Origin of the sequence: Methanimicrococcus hongohii, from assembly GCF_032594095.1 — an archaeon.
Taxonomy (GTDB): Archaea; Halobacteriota; Methanosarcinia; order Methanosarcinales; family Methanosarcinaceae; genus Methanimicrococcus; species Methanimicrococcus hongohii.
The window spans coordinates 333,893-359,774 of sequence record NZ_CP131059.1 but is presented as its reverse complement, the minus strand read 5'-3'; the positions used below and the strand labels follow the sequence as shown (position 1 = coordinate 359,774).

Genomic DNA, 25,882 nt, shown 5'->3' with positions numbered 1-25,882 from the left:
TTAAAAAATAATCAAAACGGGGATGCGCTTTTAATGAAAAATGAATGTATGAGATAAAAGTATGAAGATATGAAAAAAATATGAAAAATAAAAAATGTGAAATTGAAAAAAGGTTTCAATCATTCACATTTTAAATCTTTCAAACAATTACAAACAATTATTTTCAATACATTTTAGCAATGTAAACGATCTGCTCGGCTTCTTTTCCGCATGCCGGACATTTGCCTTTTTTGATTTCGGTCGCTGTATTCGGCGTTCCGAGAATGCTGCCGTTGGTTTCTTCTTCGATTTTCATACCGCATTCTTCACAGCCGCACCACGGAAGTGTGGCAACGCCTTTTCCGATTTGCGCAACGGCTTCTTCAATTGTTTCGGACGGCGCGATCATGGCGTTCATCTTTTCTTCGGCGGTTGTGTAAAGGTCATCAGCCATTTGTTTTAATTCGGCGTCGACGGTTTCAACGATTCCGTCAAGGGAAACGAATTGTTTTTCGCCTTTGTCTCTTCGGACCAAAACGGCGGAATTCTTTTCCAAGTCGCGCGGACCGATTTCAATGCGCAGGCAGCTGCCTTTGAGTTCCCATTTGTAGTATTTGGCGCCGGGGCGGAGGTCGCTGGCATCCATTTCAACGCGGAATCCGGCTTTTTTCAGTGAATCGACGACATTGCTGCACGCGTTCATGACGGCTTCTGTTGTGTCTTTGAAGAGAACGGGAATCACGACGATTTGAGTCGGGGCGACGGCGGGCGGCAGAACGAGTCCTTTGTCGTCGCCGTGAACGGAAATGAGCGCGGCAATGGAGCGCTCGGAAATGCCGTAACAGGTTTGGTTGGCGTATTCTTGTTCGCCTTCTGCGTTTTCGTATTGGATGTCATACGTTTTCGCGAAGTTTGTTCCGAGATGGTGAACTGTTCCGATCTGAAGCGTTTTGCCGTCGGGCATAATGGTATCAAGCGCGATTGTATAGTCGCCGCCGGGGAATTTGTCCCAGTCGGGGCGTCTTGAAATCAAAACGGGAACGGAAAGCTGTCTGTAAATATCAGTGTACAGGCCGACGGCTTCGTCGACTTGGTTTTTCGCGTCTTCCCAGGTCGCGTGAACGGTGTGCGCTTCTTTGAATGACGTGATTTCGCGCAGGCGGATGAGCGGGCGCGTGTGTTTTGTTTCGTGGCGGAATGTGTTGACCACTTGATAGAGTTTCAGCGGCAGATCCGCGTGGGAGCGCACCCAAAGTTTGTACATGGGATAAATGGCGGTCTCGCTGGTCGGGCGAAGCGCTAAACGAACGTCAAGCGGTGTTGTGCCGCCGTGGGTGACCCAGAAAACTTCGTCTTCAAAGCCTTTGATGTGGTCGGCTTCTTTCATGAATTCTGTTTCGGGAATCAAAAGCGGGAAGAGTGTTTCGTCGTGCCCGGAATTGTCCATCACGTCGCGGATGATTCCGTAAACGCGCTTTCGGATGCCGAATCCAAACGGATACCAAACGTAAAGTCCTTTGACGGGGTAGCGGACATCCATGATTTGTCCGATGTCGATAATTGAATTGAACCATTCACTGAAATCGGATTTGGGAGGCAAAACAGCCTCTTTGCCGGCATCGTTTTTACCGGCTTCTTTTTTATTTTCTGCCATAAATTCACCAATCGCATGTTAAATGAAATTTTAATGAAATTGAAATAAATGAAATTTTAATGAAATTGAAATAAATGAAATTTTAATGAAATTTTAATGAAATTGAAATAAATATTATAAATTTTAATGAAAATCAATTCAAATTAAAGAAAATGAATCAAATCTAAATAAGTCTATCAAATCTTAAATTTCGAAATCAATTGCCGCTCTTGTTTCAACGACTTTTTTCACGTAAACGGCAACTTCTTCGTGAAGCGGATTTTTCTGATACGCGGTCATTGTTTCATAAGATTCAAATTCGGCAATCAGCGCGACATCATAATTTCCTGCGCCGTCAAGTTCATTGGATTGAACTTGGATGCTTTTGATTTCTGGAATTTTGCCGTAAAGTCCTTCCAATTCTTTTTTGATAAGGACGGCGTTTTCCTCACCGGTTTTGCCTTCCGCGGCGGGTTTGAGTTTCCACAAAACAATGTGTTTAATCATGTTTGGACAAAACGGTTTTTTGATATATAAGGTATTTTGAGAAGGATTCCGGTATTTCTGAAATTGATAATTTGATAATTAAAAACAAACATCCCTTTTTAAGAAAATCGGTGAACCCGAACGCCCGATAAAACCCTAAATTTAAAATAGATTTCATTAAAAAATTGGCGTTCGATTTTCTTTTAGATTTGAAATAAAAAAGATGTTTCAATTGATTTTTGATTGAATTATATTTTGAAAACCGCCCCCTCCAACGACGAGTTTCCGAAGCGTAAGCGGAGGAAAGAAGGAGTTGGAGATTCTAACCATGCGTCGACGAATTTACAGCTTCCGTTTTTTGATTTAAATTTTGTAATCAGCCGAATTCGAACTTTTTATTCGGCGCGGTAAGAATCCGCAAGCCTCGATGTCGCTCGCTTCGCTCACGAATCTCGTTTGCGGGGCGGTTTTAGGGCTTTTCATTTATTTTTATCAAAAAACAAACATCGTTTTTATTTCAAATCTAAAAGAAAATCGAACGCCGTTTTTTCTTCATAAGATTTCTTTTTTTTGGATTTTCTCGGGCGTTCGGTTTTTTTGGATTAAAGAAAAGGGATGTTTGGGTTTGTCCGGAAAATTGGGTGAAAAGACAAAGCGCCGACCCTCCAACGACGAGTTCCCGAAGCGGAGCGGAGGGAAGGAGGAGTTGGAGATTCTTACCACGATTCGACGAATTTACAGCTTCTGTTTTTTGATTTTAGATCCATGAAAGACTGAACTTGAACTTTTTATTCGGCGCGGTAAGAATCCGCAAGCCTCGATGTCGCTCGCTTCGCTCACGAATCTCGTTTGCGAGGGCGGTTTTCGGACTTTTCATTTATTTTTATCAAAAAACAAACATCGTTTTTATTTCAAATCTAAAAGAAAATCGAACGCCGTTTTTTCTTCAAAAGATTTCTTTTTTTTGGATTTTATCGGGCGTTCGGGTTTTTTGGATTAAAGAAAAGGGATGTTTGGGTTTGTCCGGAAATTGAAATGAAAAGACAAAGCGCCGACCCTCCAACGACGAGTTCCCGAAGCGGAGCGGAGGGAAAGAGGAGTTGGAGATTCTTACCACGATTCGACGAATTTACAGCTTCTGTTTTTTGATTTTAGATCCATGAAAGACTGAACTTGAACTTTTTATTCGGCGCGGTAAGAATCCGCAAGCCTCGATGTCGCTCGCTTCGCTCACGAATCTCGTTTGCGTGGCGGTTTTCGGACTTTTCATTTATTTTTATCAAAAAACAAACATCATTTTTATTTCAAATCTAAAAGAAAATCGAACGCCGTTTTTTCTTCAAAAGATTTCTTTTTTTTGGATTTTATCGGGCGTTCGGGTTTTTTTGGATTAAAGAAAAGGGATGTTTGGGTTTGTCTGGAAATTGAAATGAAAAGACAAAGCGTCGACCCTCCAACGACGCGTTTTTGAGCGAAGCGAAAAAGGAAGGAGTTGGAGATTCTTCCCATGCAAAATAAAAACACAAAAACGCTCTGATTTTTCACTGCATTCGGCTCCTGCAAAGTGCTTGCTTGCAACTGTCTTTTGCGGTCAGCTGTTCCGGCCGGACCTGCAAGTCTGCAACTGTCTTTTAATGTTACTGCTGCCGATCAGGTTTGCATTTCCGCCTGCATCTGCCGACCGCCGCGCGCGAGCCGCACCCGTTTCAAATATTTTTACGAAAAATGATTCCCCATTTCAATAAAAATTAAAAGAAAAACAATTCCCATTTCAACAAAAATTAAAGAAAAACCAATTTGCGATTTTAAAAAACAAAAAAATAAACGACTCATCGTTTGCAATAATACAAAAAGAAAAAATGAATGGGCCCGCTGAGATTCGAACTCAGGACCTCCGCCGTGTGAAGGCGGTGTCATAACCGTCTAGACCACGAGCCCAATTAAGTAAGCTGTATCTGCTGTTTTTACATTTATACATTTCCGCATAAATAAAATCAATCAACGAAATCAATTAATGAAATCAATTAATGAAATCAATCAATGAATAATAAATAATAGACTTATCAAAAACAATAAGCTATTTAATAACCGATATATGGGCCCGCTGAGATTCGAACTCAGGACCTCCGCCGTGTAAAGGCGGTGTCATAACCGTCTAGACCACGAGCCCAAGTACGAAAAAAACGGAAACTTCCTATAAATAGGTTTCTTCTAAAAATCAAAAATCGTGTTCGACGCAATAATTTATATGTTTTAGCTCTCTTAATTCGTATTTATGTCTCACCGTGAACGCGACGACGCGGAAGCCGAATACGTTGAGCAATACTTGGGAGAATATGCCAGCGTTACCTCAATTGTCAAAGAGGCGCTGCCTTTTGAACTCATCGCCGTCGTCGGCGGCATCATTTCAGGCGTTATTTTGTCGGGCATGACAAACGAACTCGAAATGATTCCGGGGCTCATCGTCATCATTCCGGGCGTCATGGGATTGCGCGGAAACATTTCATCCACCCTCGGATCCCGACTCGGGAGCGCGATTCACATGGGTCTGATCACAAAAATCGATTTCAAAAACCGCGAACTGACGAACAACATCATCGGTTCAATGCTTTTGACGATCATCATTTCCGTTTTTTTGGGAATTCTCGGCCACTACGTTTCAGTCCTGCTCGGATTCGGAAGCGCCGGACTTTTGAAATTGGTTTTCATATCACTCCTCTCCGGATTTTTCTCAGGCTTGATCCTTTCATTTATTTCTGTTTACCTTTCAATCGGAGCGTTCCGCTTCGGTTTTGATCCCGACAACGTCGTCACGCCGTCTATTGCAACAATCGGCGATATCATCTCAGTCATGATGATTTTTGTATTCGCCAGGCTGGTGCTGATGATATGAGCTACTATACCGTCAAAGGACTTGTCAAAGGCGGGCTGCCGATTTTAGTCGTCACCTGTTTCATGGCAATCATCGTCGGTCTGCTCCTTGGCTATCAGGAAGATATTCTGATCGAATACCCGACGCTTCTCATCCTGATGCCGGTTCTGCTCAAAATCGGCGGCGACACGGGAAGCATGCTCGGCTCGCGCCTGACATCGGCGTTTCATCTCGGTTTGAGTCAAAGAGTTCTCAATAACCCCGTCGTCAAAAACAGTGTGATTGCCGCAATTATTGTCGCTTTGATCTCTTCTGTTTTTGTCAGCGTCGTCGTTTATTTCATCGATCTTGCGCTCGGATACGGAACGTCGACCGCGCTGATTTTCGGCGTCAGTTTCATTGTCTTGATCTTGGACATCTTAATCGTTTACACGACCGCCGTCGGTTTTTCGGCGCTTTCCCACAAAATCGGGCTTGACCCCGATGACGTTGTGATTCCGATCGTTGCCAGCATGGGCGATTTGGTCGGCGTCATCGGCATAATGATTGCAATTATCGTATTCGGCATCGCTGTTATTTAAAATTAGATTTAAGAATATCAGAAAATTAATTCAAAATTATCATTCAAAAATACAGTTCAAAATAACCAATTCAAAGTAATTATTCAAAATTTATTCAAAATTTATCAACTCAAAAATTATTCAAAATTTATCATTCAAAATAATTCAAATAATCAATTTAAAAATAAACTGAAAAACGGAATAAAAGACATTAATCGCCGTCTTGAAACGGCACATCTAAGAAGAATATACAAGAGGATGGTTTGTGCTTTATGGCTAAGAATCGGTATCAATATAAACCGCGCAATTTGAAGGAATTGCTTGTTGAAATGAAAGATACATCAGAACTGATGGTCGATCTCGCGTACTCGGCAATGATTTACGATGACGAAGACATCGCCGAAGAAGTGATGCATTTGGAAGAAAACATGGACATGCTTGACTACCAAATCAAGATGGGCGCCATTTTAAGCACGCGCCGCATTGAAGAAGCCGAACAATTGCTTGGCGTTTTGGAAGTTGCCGCCGCATCCGAATACATCGCAAACGCCGCCATGGAAATTTCAAAATGCGTTTTGATGGACATTTCCATTCCCGACAGACTCAAAGTCGCGCTCAGAAACGCGAATGAAACAATCGTTAAAGTCAGATTGAACGAAGAATCAGAAATGGTCGGCCAAACGCTCGGTGATTTGGAGTTGGACGTTGAAACGGGAATGTGGATCATCGCCATGCGCCGCAACTCCGAATGGATCTACGCGCCCAACAGCGAAACGCGTCTCCGCCAGGATGACGTTTTGATCGCCCGCGGTCACGACGAAGGCGTTCCGATTTTTTTCACGAAAGCAACAAATAAAATCTATACGCCGCGCAAAGTTATCGATTACAACGACCCCGCCGAATTCGACCGCTCGATTGACATCATCGTTGAAATGAAAAATATGTGCGAACTCTCCGTCGGTCTCGCTTATTCCGCGCTTCTTTTCAATAACAAAGACATCGCCCACGAGGTTCAGGCAATTGAACAGCATTTGGATGAAATGAAATACGAAGTTCAGGATTTGGTTTTGGAAGCCGCCGCCTCTGCCGACGAAGACGAAGATTTGACGGATTACAAAAGCCTGCTCATCTTTTCAAGCGCGTCGGAAAAAATTTCAAACGCGGCGTCCGACATTGCCGATCCGGTCGTTCGCGAAATCGAACTCCACCCGATCATCGCGTTAGCCGTTCGCGAATCCGATGAAGTGATCATCAAAGTCGAAGTCGCCGACTGCTCGCCGATTATCGGAAAAACATTGAAGGAACTTCGTTTGGAAACCGAAACCGGAATCCATGTTTTGGCAATCAAAAGAGAAAACCGCTGGATTTATTCCGTCAACGGCAGAATTACGATCCAAGAAAATGACGTGCTGATTGCGCGCGGTTCCCGCTCGGGCGAAGAAGCGCTCATTGAAATGTGTTCCTGTCCGGTGAATATATAAACCGGACACCGCTTTTATTTTTCATTTGTTTAATTTTTTCAATCCATTCTCTTTTGCCTGCGCCGCCGCGCGCGAATTGCCCCGTTTTTATTTTGATATTCAAATTTGTTCTGCGTTTTTGTTTTATTTTCAATTGAAACCTAAACATCCAATTTTCAAAATCGGTGAACCTGAACGCCCGATAAAACCCTAAAAAATGACTTTGATTTCATTAAAAAATTAGCGTTCCGTTTTTGAAAAATTTTGATGAAAGACGATGTTTCAATAATTTTAAATTGAATTAAAGTTCAAAAACCGCCCCCGCAAGTTGAGATTCCCGCAGCGAAGCGGAGGGAATTGAGACTTGGCGGATTCTTCCTATACGAAAATAAAAACTAAAACAGTCAGCTTTTTCAGCTGTGTTCGGCTCCTGCAAAGTGCTTTCTTGCGACTGTCTTTTATTGCTGCCGGTTCCGGCTGAGCCTGCCGGTCTGCAACTGTCTTTTAATGTTGCCGCTGCAATCAGGTTTCGGTTTCCGCTTGGAGTCAGGTTTCGGTTTCCGCTTGGAGTCAGGTTTCTGTTTCCGCCTGCAAGTCGGGTTTGCATCGCAGTTGCCGGCAGCCGCAGCAGCTGCCCGCCGCCGCGCGAACCGCACAAATTTTTAAAATGAATCAAAAAGAGACCCTGTTTTAAAAAAAACAAAAATAAAAATGAAAATGAAAATGATAAAACAAATTATGATGATTTTAAGATGAATTTTTTGTATTGAGAATCTGCCGAATCTGCTTTGTATTGTAAATGCGTCGACCTCTACTTTTATATATTCCTAAACGCTCTTTATAAACATATAAATACGATTAAATATACGATTATTGTTTTTGTTTTTTATATTTTAAAAAAAAAATTAAAATTAAAATTATCAAAAAAGAGTGACGAAAATGGACAACATTATTGCAACATTTATTTTCGCATTTACCGCCATTTTCGTAATCGTCAACCCGCTCAGCGGCTTGTTTACTTTTATGTCCATGACAAGCGGCTACCAGCAAAAGACCAGAAATCAATATGCGAAGAAGTCCATTTTGCTGTCGATGGGGATGGCGCTTTTCTTTACGCTGGCCGGATCACTTGTCCTAAATTTATTCAACATCAGCATTGACGCACTTCGTATCGCAGGCGGCATCATTCTGCTTTCCGTCGGCTTTAACATGATGACGGCAAAAGTCAATCCGATCGTTTCCACAACAGAAATCACCGAATCCAATGACAAAGACTTTTGGGTTTTTCCGATTGCAATTCCGCTGCTTTGCGGACCCGGTACGATTTCAACAGTCATCGTTTTAACGGGCGGTCAGGACATTTGGGGAATTTTACTCATCATGATTGCCGTTATTTGCGTTTACGCAATCACTTACGTGATGTTTCGCTCCTCTGAAGCGATCAGCAAGCGTCTCAGCTATACAAGCATGCTTGTCATTACGCGTCTTCTCGGCCTGCTGCTCTCGGCAATCGCTGTCGGCATGATATTGACCGGAATTGAGAATTACGCGACCGACCTGCTCAGAAACCTGTTTAAAGAATTCTTTGAGCCGCTCAACACTTCGGCGGGATAAAATCCGACGAATCCGATTTGATAATTAAAAAATTGATAATAAAAAATTGATAATAAAAATTGATAATAAAATAGATAATTATGAAAAAAGAAACGCTTTCCATATTGGTTTGTCCGGTCTGCCGCGGAAAATTAACGGTGAAGCCTGAGGCTGAAAATGAAACGGAAATCATTTCGGGAAATTTATACTGCGGCAAATGCAGCATTTACTACCCGATTGAAAATAAAATTGCCAATATGCTGCCGCCGGAACTACGAGATGAATTCTGACAAAAAATTTTCTAAAGCGTCGATGAATAATTATATTAACCCATAAAAGTATAATAGAAAGCATTATCAAATACATACAATTCAATTAGATTTAATTAAAATCACAATTCATTCATTTAAATTCACATTCATTCGTTTACATTTATTAATTCAAATTCACATTCATTCGTTTACATTTATTAATTCAAATTCACGTTCATTCGTTTACATTCACAATTCATTATTTAATTCAAATTCACATTTATTAATTTAAATTCATTATTTTATAATATTATAAACACACATTTCACTCCGGAGAGATTTAATGAAAGAAGTGCTTCAGGACATCTATATCGGGCGCCAATCTTTAGACTCGATTGAATTCAAATACAATGAAATCGAGGTCCCGCTTTACAGAGGTGAAGACCGCGAGTTTCAGATTTTTATCAAAAACTTCGCCGCGCCGACTCACATCACATTTTTACCTGACGATTCCATTCGCGATTATCTGATTTTGGTGCCGAGCAAACATCATATTCAAAACAATGATTACGCCCGCATCGTCATTCGAATTCCTTACAACGCAAATCCGACTGCTGAAGGAATGTTTTATGTCGTGACCGGCTACGGCGCGCAGAAAAAAGGATTTAAGCTTTCCGTCGGCTCCGACAAAGTCCGCTCATCAACGCTTTCCGCGTCGGGAGATTTGTCGGGCGAACGCGCAACAAACAATCCTGCCGGCGACGTTTACCGCGCGGAAGGTCCGATCATTCAGCCCGTTCCCGAACGCGCGCATCTTGTCAAAGATGATGACGAAGAAGACGACACGACTCCGAAAAAGCAAAAACCGTCTTTTTCCGTGAAAAAAGACTGGTCGGAGAAAAAAGGCAAAAAAGAAGGCTGGTCTGCCCGAACATCTTCCAACTCCGAAAAATACAAGCCGAGCAAACCGATTGAGCCGCTTTCGACCGCCGAAAAAGTTTCCTTCTTTGTATCAGTATTGCTGATTGCGATTTTGGTTGCCATGTTCGCGTACATTCAAATTACAGACATCGATTCGATTTTCAACTTTGACCAAACAATCATTTTGGCGCTGATCACAATCGGCTTCATTGTTGCAATCGTTCTTCTCTTATCTATGTTTTTGAAAAGAACGAATTTCGATTGATTCACTTCAATCAGCATAATTTTAACTGAAATAACTCTAATCGGAATTATTTCAATTGACACGGGGAACAAACCCTTTTATACGGTTTGCCCCTCTTTTTATATTTATCTTTCAATTTTAAGCCTTGATTTTAAATTTATTAATTTTAAGTCGTAGAATTACGTTTTCAAGCTTTTAAATCTTATACTTTCATATTTTACCCTTCATGCGTTCAGGTTTGGTTCAAATGTCTTCGACGGCTCATACATCCGATTCCGGCAAAACCCCGTCACTCACGTCGCCGCTCACGCCGTCATTCCTGCCGCCGCTCACGCCCGAACAAACACGTATGGTTTTAATCGGCATTTCTCTCGCTTCTTTTATGACGCCGTTTGGCGCGTCTATGCTGAATCTGTCGCTTCCCGAAATCGGCGCAGACTTTTCGGTCAGCGCGCACGCTCTCGGCTGGGTGGCAACCGCTTATCTTTTCGCGTCCGTTTTATTTTTGGTTCCGATGGCGCGCCTCTCGGATTTGATCGGCAGAAAAAAGATTTTTATGACGGGAATGGTTTTGGCGGCCGTTTCGGCAATTATCCAGCCGTTTTCACCGACTTTTCATGTCCTGATTCTTCTCCGCGTTTTAGACGGCATTGCAATGGCTTGTGTTTTCAGCACGTCGCTTCCGATTTTAAGTTCAATATATCCGGCTTCTAAACGCGGTTCCGTTTTCGGAATCAATGTTGCCGTCGTTTACATCGGCTCATCTCTCGGACCGGTTATCGGCGGCATCATGACGCAGAATTTCGGCTGGCGCAGTTTGTATTTGCTTTTGATTCCGCTGGCAATTGTCAGTATTATTTTGGTTCACCGTTCTTTGAAAATTGATTTCATTGAAGGAAAGGGTGAGCCGTATGACAAAAAAGGCGCGCTACTTTACATGGTGACGATTTTCTTTGTCCTGTTCGGACTCAGCAATCTGCCGGAAATGTGGGCATTTGGATCGCTTGCAATCGGTCTTGCCGTTCTTCCGATTTTCATTTATTACACCAAAAATCAAGAATATCCGATCATGCAGATTCGTTTGTTTTTCACGAACAAACATTTCTCCCGCTCCAATTTCGCCGCCTTCTTCAATTACGCGGGAACGTATGCAATCGCGTTCTTCCTCAGCCTTTATTTGCAGCGCGTGCTGGGACTTGCCGCCGGATCTGCCGGCCTGATCTTGCTTGTTCAGCCGCTGCTTCAGGCGATTTTTTCGCCGTTTGTGGGCCGCCTGTCTGACCGCATGGACAGCCGCTATCTTTCGACTTTCGGAATGCTTTTGCTTGCCGTCGGCCTTTTCTGCTTGTCAACGCTGAACGTCAATTCTGAAATTTGGCATTTAATTGTTTTTCAAATCATCATCGGCATCGGTTTCGCGTTTTTCGCGTCTCCGAACACGTCAACGATTATGGGCTGCGTGAGCCGCAAAGATTACAGCAGCGCGAGCGCTTCGCTTTCTGTGATGCGCCAGTCGGGAATGGTTTTATCGATGGCGATTGCGATGTGCGCGATTTCTATTTTCCTCGGCAGCACGGAAATGCTTCGCGAAGATACGATGCCGCTTTTCCTGACCGCGATGAGAACAACGTTTTACATCGGCATCGTTTTCTGTTTGTCGGGAGCGGTTTTGTCATACCTGAGAGGGCCGTCTGTTCGCGAAGATGAAGAGATTTGTGAAATTCTCTGACCGATCTCTTTTTTGAATTTTGAAATGAAAAAATGCGGGCGGGTTAAAATATTAAGAAAAGCGGAGCGGCTCGCGCGGCGGCGGGCAGCTGCTGCGGTGCCGGCAGCGGCAACTGCGGCGCAAACCTGACTTGCAAGCGGAAACAGAAAACTGATTGCAAGCGGAAACAGAAAACTGATTGCAAGCGGAAACACAAACCTGAAAGTAGCGGCGGCACGTTCGCGAATGCGAACGGATTACTATAAAATTAGCAGATACAGGCGGCAGCGCAAACCTGACCGGCAGCAGCAATGCAAACCTGATTGCAGCGGCAATGCAAACCTGATTGCAGCGGCAATGCAAACCTGATTGCAGCGGCAATGCAAACCTGATTGCAGCGGCAACATTAAAAGACAGTTGCAGACTGACAGGCTCAGCCGGAGCCGACACACAGCTGAGAATCAGAATTGCTTTTTCATTTTTCGTTTCGTATGGGAAGAATCCGCCAAGTCTCGTTTCCTCCGCTTGCGCTTCGGAAACTCAACTTGCGGGGGCGGTATTTTTTCTTTTCATACAAAATTAAATTCAATTGAAACATCATTTTTATTAAAATTTTTCAAAAACGGAACGCCATTTTTTAATGAAATCTATTTTTAGGTTTAGAGTTTTATCGGGCGTTCAGGTTCACCGATTTTCTTTAAGTTGGATGTTTTTGTTTCATTGTTGATAAGAAAGAAATGGAAAAATGAAAAAGAAAGAATTATTTTCGAAACAGATGAATTTCGTCTTCTTTATATCGTGTCCCGTCTAATTTTAGCCCCATATCAATGCGTTGAATATGGCGCTCAAAATCTTCATCCATTCGTTTATGCCGCTGTTTTCGTTCTTCCAGCTCTTCTGCGGTCGGTTCGGGTGCAACTCCTGTATAAACGAAAATTTCATCAAAAGTTTCATACCACATAGATTATTCCTCTTTAATGTCTCTAATTTTATATACAGTTACATCTGTATTTATTTTTTTGGGAAATTTTGTCTTCAAAATATCTTCAATTAAACAGAGCAGGATTTACTGCTGCCGATTTTTCCAAAAACGTAAACTTTAAATTCATCGGTTTAAGGAGTAACGGAAATAGAATTGAAATGAATAAAAATAGGAAACGATTGCGAAGAAAAATCGGGAAAATGAAAAATGAAAAACTGACCCGTGATTTTGAAAACAAAAAATAAAAACGGAGCAACTCGCGCGCGGCGGCAGACAGCAACCATAAAAGACAGTTGCAAACTTGCAGGCTCGGCCGGAGTCGATACACAGCTGAGAATCAGAATGCTTTTTCGTTTTTCGTTTCGTATGGGAAAGAATCCGCCAAGTCTCGTTTCTTCGCTTCGCTCAGAAACTTGAAACTGCGTTTCAAGTCCGGTTCGCCGCTTCGCGCCGCCCGGAACTCAAATTGCGGGGGCGGTATTTTGTCTTTTCATACAAAATTAGATTCAATCGAAACATCGACTTTTAATCAAAATTTTCAAAAACGGAACGTCTTCTTTTCAATAAAATTTAAAAATTTAAGATTAGGGTTTTATGGGACGTTCAGGTTCACCGATTTATGAAAATTGGATGTTTAGGTTTCAATGTGAAAATAAAACATAGAAGGAAAATGAAATAACTGTTTGAAAAATAAAAAAGAAATGAGAGACGTGTTTGAAAAAAAATAAAAAAGAATGGAGCAACTCGCGCGAGGCGGCTGCCGCCAAAAAAAGTTTGTTCGATTTGATTTTTTGAAAAAAATTACAAATCCAATTCTTTTCCTTTCGGATATTTCACGCTGTAAACCAGTTTGAAAACTTTCGTCTCTCCCGGCTGCATTTCATATTCCCATGTCACAACGCCGATGTCTTCTTTGTTAAACGTGAACGGCGTCGATTCTTTGGACAATTCGACCGTGATTTCTTTGTTCGTTGAAACCGGATACTGGTCTTTTAAAACTATGCGCGACGCCTTTGTCTGATTATTTCTGACCGTCAGCTGATACGCAAATTCCTGCTTCATGTCGCTTCCGAACAAGCCTTTGCTGCTGAATTCCTTCAGCTTTTCGCGCTTCACGGCAACGCGCCTGTCCGTTCCGAGCGTCAGCGAAAGTTTTTCGCGCGTCGAATCGGCGTCAATATACGTCTCGCCGATGAAAGTGCCGTCGTAAGTAACATTTGCGGTGCCGCTCAAAAGTCCGAGTTTCTCCCAATCCTTGATTTCCGCAATCAAATAGGTTTCATAATCCAATTTCGGCGCGCAGTAATACATAAATGATGCCGGAACTTCACTGCTTTTGAGCTCGATGTTCTGCTCTTTACCGTTTCCCGGAATCGAATACGGCAATTCAATTTCATACGTGATGTTTAATTGATTGTCGGATTCTTTGACAAAATCTTCCATGCCGCTTTTCAGCGTCAAAACATAAGCGCCGCCGGCAGCAGCAGGACCGAACCTGTTAACCGCCGCGGACGGTTCCAAAAAGGTGTTTTCTTTAATCATGGATGAATCAATCGAATTGTAATAAGCGGCATCCGTCATTCTTCCGTCAACCGTATAAATCGGTTCAAGCGGTTCACAATAATCACCACATTCTTCTTCATACACTTTTTCATCCGCAACTCTTGCGGCCTGAACCGCTTGAATTTCGTAAGAATAAGCGTTCTGTGCCATACGTTCCTTTTGCATACTCATTTTTGAAAGATGAGGCGCGGCAACGGGCAGCGGTCGCGGTTTGACGAAATCCAAAAACCATGTGTTAAAAAGCGGCGCCGTTTTTCCCATGCTCGGAACAGCGGTTGAGAGCGTGATTTTCACTTTTTCCCAATCAATTCCCGTTGTCTGATGGACTTTCGCTTTGGAAACGATTTTAACGGGACTTTCGGCTGATGCCGCATTAATGTCATGGTACGGGTACCAGCCGGCATTGTTTGTAAAACAGCGGATGATAAAATCACAGTCTGAGTCGGCAGGCGCCGAAAGGTTCAATTTCAAAATGCCTGACGCTTTTGTGTTTTTCGCCGATTCCTGATTGAACTGGCTTGACAGATCGTAAATTTTCTCACGAATTTGATTCGCTTCTTCGCGGTCTTCCCGAATGGAATTTTCAAGCTCGATAGATTTGGTTTTGAAAAAATCAAGCGCTTTCATCAAATCGTCAATGTCGGGACCTTTTTTGGGACCGGATGTTTTCTTTTCCATACTTTCCCGAAGCAGAGAAAGCATTTCGTCATTGATTCGAATATTTGTCTCAATCTTTTCAAGCTCGTTTTGTTTCACTTTGATTTCATCTTTTAATTTTTGAGAGTTTTCGCCCAAAGATTCTTCTTTCAAATAATTGACCGAAAATTCAAAAGACGAAACGACAACGCCGTTTGTGGTCTTGACTTTGATGCTTTTTGAATCCGTGCTCGGGCTGAATCCTTCAATATAAACTTCGCTGCTTCCCTTCACAAGAGACGCTTTGGCAGTATGCACCAATTCCGCGCCGTTATAAAAAACGGCCGCCTCTTCAACTTTTGATAAGATTGTATAATTTTCCATAGCAATAGCCTCCGATATTAATATTTGTCATAATATCTGTCAAATTTTGTAAAATATTTTCATGGATATTCCTAAAATTTTTTGTAAAATTTTAGAATATTTCTGTAAAACAAGGGCATTATTTCTTGTCAAAATCCGTATCGGCAACTGAGGCATTTTAGCCTGTCCGATAATAAAATTCCCGCAATTTTTGAGGGAACACAAAACAGTTTCAATTCTTGAACATACCTAATCGACGGTTGAAGGATTTAAAGTTTCGCTTTAAAGAGAACAAAAATTTAAGCAAAATAAAACAAGAACAAAAACACCAAAACAAAAACAACTAAACAAAAATTTAATAAAATAAAAATTTAACAAAAAATTATAACATGAAAAAATAAGAAAATTGCCGGAAAAATCCGGCAATCAAATTTATCAAATCGTTTGATGAATATGTTTTCATTACAATTTCTGTCTTCTCGAACCGTAGAAGATTGCGCCGACCACCAATATAACAAAGGCGATGGCGATGATACTCGACGATGAGAAGGTCGGATTTTGGATGAAATCACGAACTGAATTGGCTGCATTTGTAACAGTCATTTCAAATCCGCTGACATCTGTTGTCGGTGTTCCGGTTTCTGTACCGGTCTCTCCGACACCCGGGTTTTGTTCGTCACCGCTGTCTGATTCTTCACCGTCGTCACTGGCTTCACCGCTTGCAGCCTCACCTGCTTCAACTGCGGTTGCCATTCCGTAACCGCCGCCTGAAGAGGATGAGATATTTTTGTCATCCGAATCTGAGGGCGGAAGTGAATATGTCATCAGTGTTGCTTTTTGAACGATTTCTAAATAGGAAGTCATCTCTTCATCGGTATATCCGAGAACAGACATTTGACCCAAAATGAATTCATTCAAAGACGGATTGCCGCATGTGTGGTGACAGCAAGCGACTCCTGCATCCATTACTGAATCGACATAGGCGTCAACAAGGGTTTTTACTTGGTCATCGCTTGCGTTCCAATAATCCGTTCTGACAGCTTCTAACATACGCCCTGTCATAGATTGATAGGCATAAGAGAATGCTTCGTTATTCAGCAGATGACTGTTATCTTCTAAATACACAGTCATAACAGTACCCCATAATTCATCACTGACAAATTCACCGTTTGTTACAACTGCCCATCCGAATAAATTCTCCATGAATTCTGCCATCATCGTACTGCCTGAATAACCTGCATCTTCCATGGCTTTAATCCATTCGGGATTGAGATAACGAGAGGTTAAGTCTTTCATAAGTGCTTCCTGCATTGTGCTTATAACACGATCACCTGCTTGGAAATTGGCAACATTGCTTGTATCGGCATAATACATTTTGGGGAGTTTCCCGTCACTGCGGGATTGCTGAGAAACCAAATTCATGACACCGTAATATTGGAAAACATCATCGTTGTCTAATGAATCATACAGATTGGAAGATGAAGCAAATACAGAAGCATCCGCCTTTGAAAGAGTTAATTTCAAAACAGCTTCCATTGCCTTCTTGAAATCTTCAGATCCGTCTCCGCCCCATGTATATGAGTTGTAGACATAGCCCATTTTACTGATATACAAGTTGACAAGATCATTCGTCGCTTGAGCAGAATCGGAATCCCAAAGACCACTGGAACTGACCAAATTACCTGTGCCGATTTCATATGTACCCAATTGCTGAGCAAATGTTCTGGAAAGAGCAAGTTCTTTAATCTCATCATCGGACAAATCAATCTCACCATTCTTTTTCATTTCAAACAATGCATCTTCAATAGCTTTCGTATTTGTTTTGACATTGTTTTGAATTTCGGAATCTCCCAAAGCATTAACATCCCGAATAGCTTTATCGATATACCGAAGTGCATTGGGATATGCATCACGCATACCGGCCGTATTGTAAACAATATCAACACGCGGTCTCAATTCTTCGATTTTTGTCCCGTTGCTGTAATACAACTGGAAGAACTCAGTATCTGTAATCACCTTACCGCCTTTGAAAGTACCTGTGCCGGTATATTGATTACCAGACCATTCCGGTTCACAACCGAGCAAATAATAGATACAGGCTTCTAAAGCTCCTTCATCACGGATGTATTCAACGCCGAAACGCATAAAAGAAACTGTATCAGGCCATGTGCCGTACTCTTCATAGTAACTTACCAGCAATTGCTCACCCATTGCCTGACCGACTTCCCATGCCGCACGTGTCGGGAATGTGTCCGGATCAATACCATAGAAATTTCTTCCGGTCGGCAAAACCGCAGGATTTTGAATGGGATCATTACCGGTTGTGACAGAGATGTAGCCGCCTGATAACGCACTCAATAATGCTTGCGTTTCCGCTTGACCGCAGGACATTAAACTTTCAGCATAAGAATCACGTCCGTAAGCCAATATGTAATCCATGACACCCTGATTAATCCATGTTTGATCAGCATAGCCGTTTACATTGAAACATTCCGTCAGAACACCATTAATGATTTGTTCAGACGTTCTTTGCTTATCTTCAGAAAGGGCAGCATTTTCCTCAAGAAGTTTGACAGTTTCATTAACAAAAGTTCTGAACTGATTATTGAATTTTGTTTCATCAAATGCATTTACAGTACTGCCACTTTCGGTCAACTTAGATCCCATAACACTGTTCGGAATAAAATCTGTACACAATTCATCAATCACAATGTCTTCGACCCCATGTTCGATCCATTTTTGAAGAACATAAGCCTGCAAATCTTCGAGATTATTATAATTTCCTGAAGCTTTCGCATCTTCATAGAACATTATCGGACCGCGAATAAAGAATTCAACAGCGAAGCGCTGATCATCGTCACCTTCTAATGTGCTTTCCAATGCATTTTTAATAACAACCGATTCGGACAAACCTTCGGATTTCCCGGCCACATATTCAAGCACAAAGTTTTCCACATCGCCGTCATATTTACCGTTGTAATATGTAATACCACCAACAGTCAAAGGTTTCTCTTGCGGTATTGATTCCCCTTCAAAATAGAGTTCTTGAATGAGTTCTTCAAATCTGAAATTACCCCATATTTCTCGCACCATTCGAGCGGACTGTGCATCTGTCGGAGCTTTACCGTAGATGTGCATTCCGAGAGGAAGAGAATTTTCCATAATAGAATCAATTATATTGTGTAAATAATTCGTCATGAATATGTTAAACTCATCATCACTCAATGCCAATAAATGATCTTTGAATACAGTTTGATTGACTTTTGATACATCAATACCTTCCGCTTTTGCGACAGATGCACCGTAACTGGCATTTATTGACATATAAATCGTCTCAATACCGTCAAATCCTTTTGATTCGTTTCCGAAAATAATGTCAACAATATCTTTTCGATATTCGTATTGAATACTCGGATCACCATCAACGGACCTGTGTTTTGAATAGCTTTGCATTGCAGTTTCAAGTTTTAAAATATCACCGTAAAGACCGGTACGGACCATGGCAGGTGTCAAATGGCTGATAATTAAAGCATTACCGCGCATTTCTGCGGTCAGTCCTTCACCGACATTTGCAACAATATACGGATAGATATTCGGAAGGCGCCCGATTAAATTAGGTCCCCAGTCACTGTCCACTTGAAGACCGACGGCTGTTCCCGGCATCCATTCCTGTGTTCCATGAGTTCCGAAATGAATGACTGCATCCGCTTTCCATTCGTCTTCCATCAAGTTCCAGCTGTCGCCTTTACTGACACCTTCATTCAACCATAAGTAGAAAGCAACATACTGATGTGTGGGTGCCATATCGCCGTGATAATCGGCGCTGGTTGTTGAACTCAAATCACCTTCTATTGCCTGCGTTCCGGCAAGAGCGCGGTCAGGCTGCGGCATAATCCAAACATTGCCGACTTGTATACAGGGAATGACAAAGTAGCGTTTGCCTGCACCATTTTGCAGAGCGTTGTCTTCATCGACCCAAATCATTCCGCTTTGGTCTTGAGACAATTCTCCTTCCCAAGGTGTACCCCAAGTTTCATTGAGTTCATCACTCAAGACTTGAGGGAGAGCACCCATTTCAAGCCATAATTTATAGTCATCAACAGGAATCAGTCGGAGGCCCCACCAGTCTTCAGGATCATTGTATTTGATGAAGTCAGTATATTCCTGAACCATACCTTTTAAAACTCCCGGAGCATGAGAACCGACATTGATACCTTGAGACCACATCAAACGGCGAAGATTTTCTTCCGTCATGACTTTTTTACCCCAATCATCATCGCTGTCGGAATCTGACTTATACTCATAATTGTATTTACCGGCAGTATCCGAATCATTTGCGTAAGGCAGTTTATTATAATCAATTATGTAACCGCCCAAATCATTTCCTTTAACGTCGAAATATTGATCAGTTTGCTTCATATTGTCAAGCAGACCTTCAAACGAATCGGTTCCCGAAAAACTGGAAATTACATCTAAATAGTTCGCACCGATATCGGCTTTCCCCGGAGGATAGTTGTAATACAAAAGTGCAATTTGTTTCTGCGAATTCTCATTATGTTTCAAATAAGCCCAAGAAGCAGCTCTTTCAGCCATCCATTCGATTTGATCAGAATAACCGTAAGAGACGCTCTGGTCCATATAGCCGATAACAATAAAATCAAAAATACCGTCACGGTTTGGAGATAAAGTCATTCTACTGATACTGCTTGAATCGATATATTTATTCATATCAGAGGGATCTGACGGTGTAACTGTTTTATAATCAGAAGATGAAAATATACCTTTTAAAACAGCAATATCCATTTCTTCCAGTTGGCGAAGACCTTCGCTGTAATTCCAGTAGTTCAAACCGAAATTCTTAATGGAAATAGCGGCATCAATCTGCTTTTTCGTTCCATTTTCATCTGTCCAAGTATAATATTTAGGAATATCATTGTAAGATTCAAGTCCTAAAATGACGTTGACTCCTTGATTTTCTAATTCGAATACTAAAGAATCCATACCGGGGCCCAAATCTGACGGGAAGCCCCAAATACCGACAGTCGGTCTGTCAGGATCAAAATATCCGTTTTTCGTAGCCCATGTTAAATAGGCATCAAGAGTTGAGAATTTGAGTCTATCGGCGCCTCCCGGCAAGGGATGAGCATAGAATACTGATCCGACAGATATTGAATCGTCAGTATAAATCCATGTTTTTGCCCTTTCATGCCCGTAGGTATTTACAAGACCGAATAAGAAACGGTTAGCCATTTTTAACTCATCGGTACTTGTTTCAAAGGTCATCTCATCTGACACCGAAAGGTAATTAGAAGCAGAAATTCCCAAGACTGTCGCTGCCGAATTCCACTCACCATCACCTTTTAATTCTTTATTGAGAAGAACAATAATCGCAGGATCCGTAGCATCATTAGATTTGGAAATAATATTTACCAAATAAGTGAAATGTGTGTCAGTACTCGTCGAATCATCGTAGCCTGCAAACCCGTCGCATATAATAATATCATAATCGTTTGAAGCTATTTGATTATTAATTGAAGCAATTTTGTTCAAAGTTTCAGGGTTGTTTATATCGTCTAAATCGAACAGTTCAATAATATCGGCACTGAATGTTTCACCGTTCTTCAAAAAAGTCGGCCAAGAAACTGCATCACCGTAGGCACCTTGAGAGAATATTTTCGCCACATCTTCAAAATTGCTTGCTTGTGAGCCAATGTATAATATTTTCAATGGTTCTTCATCCGCCAATTCTTGCGGAATTTTACTTGCAGGTGCATAATCAATTGCTGATTGAATCAGGAATTTTTCTCCCCAGAGCATTGATGCTGTCGAGGCTTTGGACAGGGAAAGAAGCTGCCTGTAATAATGGTAAAGCAGAGATATATCTTGAACTTCGGCAGAGGGGAAAGAAGCATTGAAATAAGTTGGCGCGGTTGTCTCAGTTTCCAAGGAAATAACTTTTGTTCCAGTTTCTTGAGCAGATTGTAATGCCTCTTTGATTTGATCATAGTCACCGAACATACCGAAGTAAACAACATCATATTCACTGAAATCCAGATTCAATAGTTCATCTGTAACTGTACTGTCTGCGTTGTAACCGGAAATAAAAGAATAATCAAAATATCCGCAGTAATACATTGAATCAACAGTATCTTGAAGACCTACTAAATCCGCTTCACCAATATAAAGAACACCGACACGTTCAGACTTTATTGCTTTTACAATGACTTCGCATTCCGCCGTTTTTGTTGTCGTAACAACAGAGACAGTTCCTGCAGAAGCATCATAAACATTTTCTTTAATGTCAACTGAAACAGTAATTGTTGTCCGTCCAGGGCTTACAGGTGTAACTACCCCGTCAACAATCGTTGCAATGGAAGTGTCTGCTGATGACCATGCAATCGTATCTTTTTCGTAGTTTGCATTGATTGGAGAAACAATGGCTGTAAGCGTGAGGGATTCTCCATCCATTTCAATAATTTCTTTAGAAGAACTTAATATAAGAGAATTGATCGGTATTGTTACTGAGACTTCACAAACAGATGATTTACCGCCTGCTGTAGCTGTGATATTTGCAATACCGGCTGATCTCGCAGTAATTGTCCCTGACTTTGAAACAGTTGCAACAGTCGTATTGTCCGAGGACCAAGTCACCGGAATATGTGTTAATTCGACCTTGTTTGAATCTTTAATTTTCGGATCCAGTTTCTGAGAATTCCCGACAGACAAAGATAATCCTGACTCTATTGAAATTTCCGAAATAGAATTAATTGGAATCAAAGACCAGCGTGCTTCTTTCAAATCAAATGCCATTGCTGCTAAATCTTCTTTTGTAATCACGGGGTCCTCGACAGAAACATCTGTTAACATTTCTTGAGCATCAGCCAATTCATCCGCAAAAGGATCCCAGCTTTCTTTCGTATAATCAACTTCAATCAGATTTGAAAATGTCTCAACATAATGACTTAAAACTTCTTTTTCGACATCACCATTTTCAAAGAACTTGGAATAGTCACCACCTACTAACTCCTGAAGTGAATTTGTAAAATTTGTCGGCTCATCGACAACAACACCGTTATGATAAACACCTGCATCTTTAAATCTGATAGCAACACCGACATCTTTTCCTTTAGTTAAAATGCTTAAATACTGAGTATAAGTACTTTGCGTATTAAAAGCACTCACCAAAAGCTGATTATTAGAAGATAAAACGAATAATTCTAAATTATAAGCATATTTGTATAAATCTATATAGATATTTCCTGTACTGCCTACAAAAACAATATCATAAGCAGAAAAATCATCATCGAAACTGAGAACTTCCAAAAGAACAGTATCAGAGGAAATTGATTCGATCACCGCAGGGGATGTTGCAATTAAATATTTCCCGACAGTAATCGTACAAGAATCTGATTTTGCGCCATCGACGGAAGCAGTAACTTTTGCTTCACCGATTCCTTTTGCGGTCACCATTCCGTATTCATCAATATCAATAACATCTGTGTCATTGGAAGACCAAACAATATTACGGTTATCGGCCAATCCCATTTTATCTGTTTCAACTACTGCAGTCAAATTTACCTGTGTTCCGAGTTTCATTTTAAAATCATCAGTATTTAATTCAACCTTGGAAATTTTATTTTCATCCGCATAATCTTTTTTCAATTGATGAGTTACAGCAATATAATCTTCCAAAGATGAAACATCAGAATCCCATACCTCTTTTGCAGCAGTTAGTGCTTGTGTATCATATCCGGAGAAATCATTATATGATTTTTCAATCATTTTCCACAAAGAATGGCGTGCAATTAAAGGCGCAATAGATTCAGAACGTTCAGCAATTACTGTCGCAGTCAAATGATTATGACCAGAACCGATATAAACTGATGCAACACTCTCAATTTCAGCAGCAAATGTTTCATTCGTATGCAGATGACCTGTATTTAAGAGATGTTTTACAGCATAAAAATCATAATAAGAACTGTCAGCACTTTGAATTTCTACATTAGTGATATTTGAGGGGATATAAAGGACAAGTGAACCGCTTTCATTTGCATCCCATATGGCATCGACATTACTTTGAGAATATGTGTTTGTGTTTACATAAATGACTGCATCAAAAAATGAAAGGTCATTTGAAAACGAAAAATCCGAATCATTGACTCTGATTGTATGATTTATATAAGAAATTGTAGAAAAATTTAATTTTGGATCAGCATTGCCAACCGTTAAAACTTCCAATTTGTCTCCCAAAACATAAATTTTACACAGCTCTTGATAATCTTGGACACCTTTTGAATAGTAAATCGTTGCAATTCCTGTTCCATTTGCTTTAACAGAATTTCCTGAGATAATATTGACAACCGACGGATTTCCTGACGTTAATTGTGTACTATCAGGCGGATTTAACGTCAATTCATCTCCCTCAAGCATATAAATTGTTGTCGGATACATTTCTTCTGTTGCAACAGCAGGAGATGCAAGAAGACATAATAATAAACTGAGAATAAAAATTAAAAAAAATGTATTTTTCAAATAATAAGATAGATTCAAACTCATGATAAACACCCGATATCCCTTTAAGAAATATAAAAAATAAAAAAAGTATGAATTTGGTAGTTCCAACATTCATACTCAAAACTTAACTTATCTTAATGCAAGGTAAGCATCAAGCCAAATGATGGTATTTTCACAATCCTGCACAGATGCAGTAGTCCAGTTATCGCTGTGGGTAGTTGCCATCGGACCGAAATTTGAAACGAAAGCGCGAGCACCAGGTTCATTATTGACATACGGGATGGAATTGTTGACCGTATACGCTGTTGTATCAATGAAATCAAAAGATAACGGCATCACCGAATTACCGTTGACGGGTGCTGTACGAAGAGTTATGATTTTTGTATAATTGCCTGCAGCAGCATTAGTAAATGCATTTACAAAAACATCATACACATCTTTTTGTTCAGAATCATTCAAATCAAGATCATAGGGAACATTGACCATGTCGATGAACATGACATCGAAATATTGGAACAGATCCTCTTCAGCAAGATACAAATAATCTTCACTGGGCTCATACCAGGGTTCATAAGGCGGAGTGGGAGTGTAATTATAGGCACCATAGCCGTCGATGTATTCAATAATGTAATGAATACCATTAACTTCATCAATGCCTGTCGCTCCGCCGTTGAGCGGAATCATATCCCAGCCGGTATTGCCGACATAAAGTATAAGATACGGATCTTCTTCCGAACCATCACCTGCACTTGCCAAAGGAGCAACTGCAAAGATTAACATGACTGCGAGCGCAGCCAATAAGATTTTAGAATAGTTCATTTTATGAACTCCTTTTAATTTTGTGCGTTTAGATTTTCAAAAACTACAAGGCACATTTCATTCACCCCCAAACTAATACGGGGAGACGAAAATGTGCTCAGAAATCAGAAGAATCCGACTTTCACTTTCGTGAAAAACCTCAAGTTTTAGAAATATTCGATCATAAAACCCCTTCACAAGAATGTTCACAAACAAAAGGTTTATATAAAACACAAATGTTGTATTCATTGCTTATTAAGAATAATTACTTTCTAAATTTCTATTCTGATAACCCATCGGTCATGTTCGCGCATGACCGGATTTTCTTTTTTCCTTTCATTTATTGATTCTGTCTATACGATCCGTCATCAACAGCAAAATTGCCGTCTCGGGATAAAGCCGCTCTTCGCTTTGACACGAAAAACCCGCCGCGCCGATTCTGTTTTTTATTTCAGATTCGGGGCCCGGATGAAGCGACAAATGAATTTTTCATATATTTTTTTGAATTTTATTTCATGAGTTTTTCATGATTTTTCATGAGTTTTTATGAATTTTTCATATCACTTATTTTTGATTCGGAAAAACAATCCCAAGCACTTGGTACCTTTGCCCCGATTTCCGCCTGTTAGTTCTTACACTTTTGACAGCGGTTTGGGCCGCTAAAACAGCTAATGACGGAAAGGAGGCAAAGGAACCAAATGCTTGAAACTGAAATTTCGAATTTTTAATTTGGTGAACTGAATAACTGAATGTCTGTTTTGGTGATTTTGATATGTCAAACGAATTTAACGAATCATTTTCGATATTTTTCAAAAAAAGAGGCAAAATGTTTCGGAAAATGTTTTTATAACTTCCGAATGCATTGCATATTGCCTCGATTTTTGCTTTTCCTTACTGAGGAACATTAGTAGAGGTAAAATTTCGACCGTGTACAAGACGGTCGAAATCCCTTTTTGATTGAATTAAGCCGGATGACTCTCTTCAACTGTTTTTGAAACATTAAGAGGTTAAAATATGAAATTAAATAAAATTCTTAGCTGCAGTTGCTATTTCATTGCACTTTTTCCGGAATTTCTTCCGAAATGTATGTGGTCGATGCATAACGGCAACACTTGCCGTAACACAAAAAATGAGAACTAACCAATCATTTTACTTGAATTATAAACAATTGTATTACAATAGAGAACGAACCCAAACAAACTCTATTTTCAAATCAAGTAAATTTGTGCATTTTATTGTAAGGAATGATTCTTATATAAAACTTTTCAAAGAATTAAATCAAAGACGTGCGAATGTTTGCATAATCAGAAGGAGAGTAA

At 40.7% G+C, this 25,882-nt stretch carries 17 protein-coding genes and 2 tRNA genes; 10 read left to right on the top strand and 9 right to left on the bottom strand.

What is annotated here, in order from left to right:
* Positions 1 to 163 precede the first annotated feature (163 nt).
* Positions 164 to 1,633, bottom strand: coding sequence for a proline--tRNA ligase (proS, locus tag MmiHf6_RS01605; RefSeq protein ID WP_316557968.1), 1,470 nt, complete (start codon positions 1,631 to 1,633; stop codon positions 164 to 166).
* Positions 1,634 to 1,816: 183 nt separating this feature from the next.
* The gene (locus MmiHf6_RS01600; protein ID WP_316557967.1) at positions 1,817 to 2,119 is read right to left on the bottom strand and encodes a Dabb family protein; all 303 of its coding nucleotides are present in this window, start codon (positions 2,117 to 2,119) and stop codon (positions 1,817 to 1,819) included.
* Between the two features lie 1,543 nt (positions 2,120 to 3,662).
* On the opposite strand from MmiHf6_RS01600, the gene MmiHf6_RS01595 reads away from it, so the two are divergent.
* The gene (locus MmiHf6_RS01595; RefSeq protein WP_316557966.1) at positions 3,663 to 3,827 is read left to right on the top strand and encodes a hypothetical protein; all 165 of its coding nucleotides are present in this window, start codon (positions 3,663 to 3,665) and stop codon (positions 3,825 to 3,827) included.
* A gap of 135 nt (positions 3,828 to 3,962) precedes the next feature.
* Here MmiHf6_RS01595 and MmiHf6_RS01590 read toward each other — a convergent pair.
* A tRNA-Val gene (locus tag MmiHf6_RS01590) sits at positions 3,963 to 4,036 on the bottom strand.
* A 158-nt stretch (positions 4,037 to 4,194) separates the two neighbouring features.
* Positions 4,195 to 4,268 (bottom strand) — tRNA-Val (locus MmiHf6_RS01585).
* Positions 4,269 to 4,373: 105 nt separating this feature from the next.
* Between MmiHf6_RS01585 and MmiHf6_RS01580 the strand changes: the two genes are divergently transcribed.
* The 8 genes from MmiHf6_RS01580 (at position 4,374) to MmiHf6_RS01545 (ending at position 11,728) form a co-directional block, all read left to right on the top strand.
* Positions 4,374 to 4,991: a magnesium transporter gene (locus MmiHf6_RS01580; protein ID WP_316557965.1), complete on the top strand. Its 618-nt coding sequence runs from the start codon at positions 4,374 to 4,376 to the stop codon at positions 4,989 to 4,991.
* Positions 4,988 to 5,551 carry a magnesium transporter gene (locus MmiHf6_RS01575; RefSeq protein WP_316557964.1) on the top strand — a complete coding sequence of 188 codons (564 nt, stop codon included), beginning with the start codon at positions 4,988 to 4,990 and terminating at the stop codon, positions 5,549 to 5,551. The genes MmiHf6_RS01580 and MmiHf6_RS01575 overlap by 4 nt, the downstream gene beginning before the upstream one ends.
* Before the next feature lie 251 nt (positions 5,552 to 5,802).
* Positions 5,803 to 7,011, top strand: a complete 1,209-nt coding sequence (locus MmiHf6_RS01570; protein ID WP_316557963.1) for a potassium channel family protein — start codon at positions 5,803 to 5,805, stop codon at positions 7,009 to 7,011.
* Positions 7,012 to 7,451: 440 nt separating this feature from the next.
* Positions 7,452 to 7,661: a hypothetical protein gene (locus tag MmiHf6_RS01565; RefSeq protein ID WP_316557962.1), complete on the top strand. Its 210-nt coding sequence runs from the start codon at positions 7,452 to 7,454 to the stop codon at positions 7,659 to 7,661.
* 268 nt (positions 7,662 to 7,929) lie between these two features.
* Positions 7,930 to 8,604, top strand: a complete 675-nt coding sequence (locus tag MmiHf6_RS01560) for a MarC family protein (protein ID WP_316557961.1) — start codon at positions 7,930 to 7,932, stop codon at positions 8,602 to 8,604.
* Between the two features lie 80 nt (positions 8,605 to 8,684).
* Positions 8,685 to 8,873: a methytransferase partner Trm112 gene (locus MmiHf6_RS01555; protein WP_316557960.1), complete on the top strand. Its 189-nt coding sequence runs from the start codon at positions 8,685 to 8,687 to the stop codon at positions 8,871 to 8,873.
* Between the two features lie 304 nt (positions 8,874 to 9,177).
* Entirely contained in the window at positions 9,178 to 10,020 is an 843-nt protein-coding gene (locus MmiHf6_RS01550) for a DUF7524 family protein (RefSeq protein WP_316557959.1), read from the top strand.
* Between the two features lie 226 nt (positions 10,021 to 10,246).
* The gene (locus MmiHf6_RS01545; protein WP_316557958.1) at positions 10,247 to 11,728 is read left to right on the top strand and encodes an MFS transporter; all 1,482 of its coding nucleotides are present in this window, start codon (positions 10,247 to 10,249) and stop codon (positions 11,726 to 11,728) included.
* A 51-nt stretch (positions 11,729 to 11,779) separates the two neighbouring features.
* Here the strand turns inward: MmiHf6_RS01545 and MmiHf6_RS01540 are convergent, their stop codons facing one another.
* Both MmiHf6_RS01540 and MmiHf6_RS01535 read right to left on the bottom strand, forming a co-directional pair.
* Positions 11,780 to 12,157 carry a hypothetical protein gene (locus tag MmiHf6_RS01540; RefSeq protein WP_316557957.1) on the bottom strand — a complete coding sequence of 126 codons (378 nt, stop codon included), beginning with the start codon at positions 12,155 to 12,157 and terminating at the stop codon, positions 11,780 to 11,782.
* 310 nt (positions 12,158 to 12,467) lie between these two features.
* The gene (locus tag MmiHf6_RS01535; protein ID WP_316557956.1) at positions 12,468 to 12,668 is read right to left on the bottom strand and encodes a hypothetical protein; all 201 of its coding nucleotides are present in this window, start codon (positions 12,666 to 12,668) and stop codon (positions 12,468 to 12,470) included.
* Between the two features lie 68 nt (positions 12,669 to 12,736).
* Here MmiHf6_RS01535 and MmiHf6_RS01530 point away from each other — a divergent pair, with 68 nt between their 5' ends.
* The gene (locus MmiHf6_RS01530) at positions 12,737 to 12,934 is read left to right on the top strand and encodes a hypothetical protein (protein ID WP_316557955.1); all 198 of its coding nucleotides are present in this window, start codon (positions 12,737 to 12,739) and stop codon (positions 12,932 to 12,934) included.
* A 556-nt stretch (positions 12,935 to 13,490) separates the two neighbouring features.
* On the opposite strand, the gene MmiHf6_RS01525 is transcribed toward MmiHf6_RS01530, so the two are convergent.
* The 3 genes from MmiHf6_RS01525 to MmiHf6_RS01515 all read right to left on the bottom strand — a co-directional run bounded on the left by MmiHf6_RS01525 (position 13,491) and on the right by MmiHf6_RS01515 (position 24,584).
* Positions 13,491 to 15,272: a DUF4139 domain-containing protein gene (locus MmiHf6_RS01525; RefSeq protein WP_316557954.1), complete on the bottom strand. Its 1,782-nt coding sequence runs from the start codon at positions 15,270 to 15,272 to the stop codon at positions 13,491 to 13,493.
* Between the two features lie 441 nt (positions 15,273 to 15,713).
* Positions 15,714 to 23,105: a cobaltochelatase subunit CobN gene (locus MmiHf6_RS01520; protein WP_316557953.1), complete on the bottom strand. Its 7,392-nt coding sequence runs from the start codon at positions 23,103 to 23,105 to the stop codon at positions 15,714 to 15,716.
* A gap of 789 nt (positions 23,106 to 23,894) precedes the next feature.
* Complete coding sequence (locus MmiHf6_RS01515; RefSeq protein WP_316557952.1) at positions 23,895 to 24,584, bottom strand: hypothetical protein; 690 nt, start codon at positions 24,582 to 24,584, stop codon at positions 23,895 to 23,897.
* Positions 24,585 to 25,882 lie beyond the last annotated feature (1,298 nt).

Excerpts from the sequence above, each read along its gene's own strand:
- proS (WP_316557968.1), bottom strand. The coding sequence starts at position 1,633 with ATGGCAGAAAATAAAAAAGAAGCCGGTAAAAACGATGCCGGCAAAGAG.
- MmiHf6_RS01525 (WP_316557954.1), bottom strand. The coding sequence starts at position 15,272 with ATGGAAAATTATACAATCTTATCAAAAGTTGAAGAGGCGGCCGTTTTT.
- MmiHf6_RS01535 (WP_316557956.1), bottom strand. The coding sequence starts at position 12,668 with ATGTGGTATGAAACTTTTGATGAAATTTTCGTTTATACAGGAGTTGCA.
- MmiHf6_RS01545 (WP_316557958.1), top strand. The coding sequence starts at position 10,247 with ATGTCTTCGACGGCTCATACATCCGATTCCGGCAAAACCCCGTCACTC.
- MmiHf6_RS01575 (WP_316557964.1), top strand. The coding sequence starts at position 4,988 with ATGAGCTACTATACCGTCAAAGGACTTGTCAAAGGCGGGCTGCCGATT.
- MmiHf6_RS01550 (WP_316557959.1), top strand. The coding sequence starts at position 9,178 with ATGAAAGAAGTGCTTCAGGACATCTATATCGGGCGCCAATCTTTAGAC.
- MmiHf6_RS01580 (WP_316557965.1), top strand. The coding sequence starts at position 4,374 with ATGTCTCACCGTGAACGCGACGACGCGGAAGCCGAATACGTTGAGCAA.
- MmiHf6_RS01600 (WP_316557967.1), bottom strand. The coding sequence starts at position 2,119 with ATGATTAAACACATTGTTTTGTGGAAACTCAAACCCGCCGCGGAAGGC.
- MmiHf6_RS01570 (WP_316557963.1), top strand. The coding sequence starts at position 5,803 with ATGGCTAAGAATCGGTATCAATATAAACCGCGCAATTTGAAGGAATTG.
- MmiHf6_RS01555 (WP_316557960.1), top strand. The coding sequence starts at position 8,685 with ATGAAAAAAGAAACGCTTTCCATATTGGTTTGTCCGGTCTGCCGCGGA.
- MmiHf6_RS01515 (WP_316557952.1), bottom strand. The coding sequence starts at position 24,584 with ATGAACTATTCTAAAATCTTATTGGCTGCGCTCGCAGTCATGTTAATC.
- MmiHf6_RS01560 (WP_316557961.1), top strand. The coding sequence starts at position 7,930 with ATGGACAACATTATTGCAACATTTATTTTCGCATTTACCGCCATTTTC.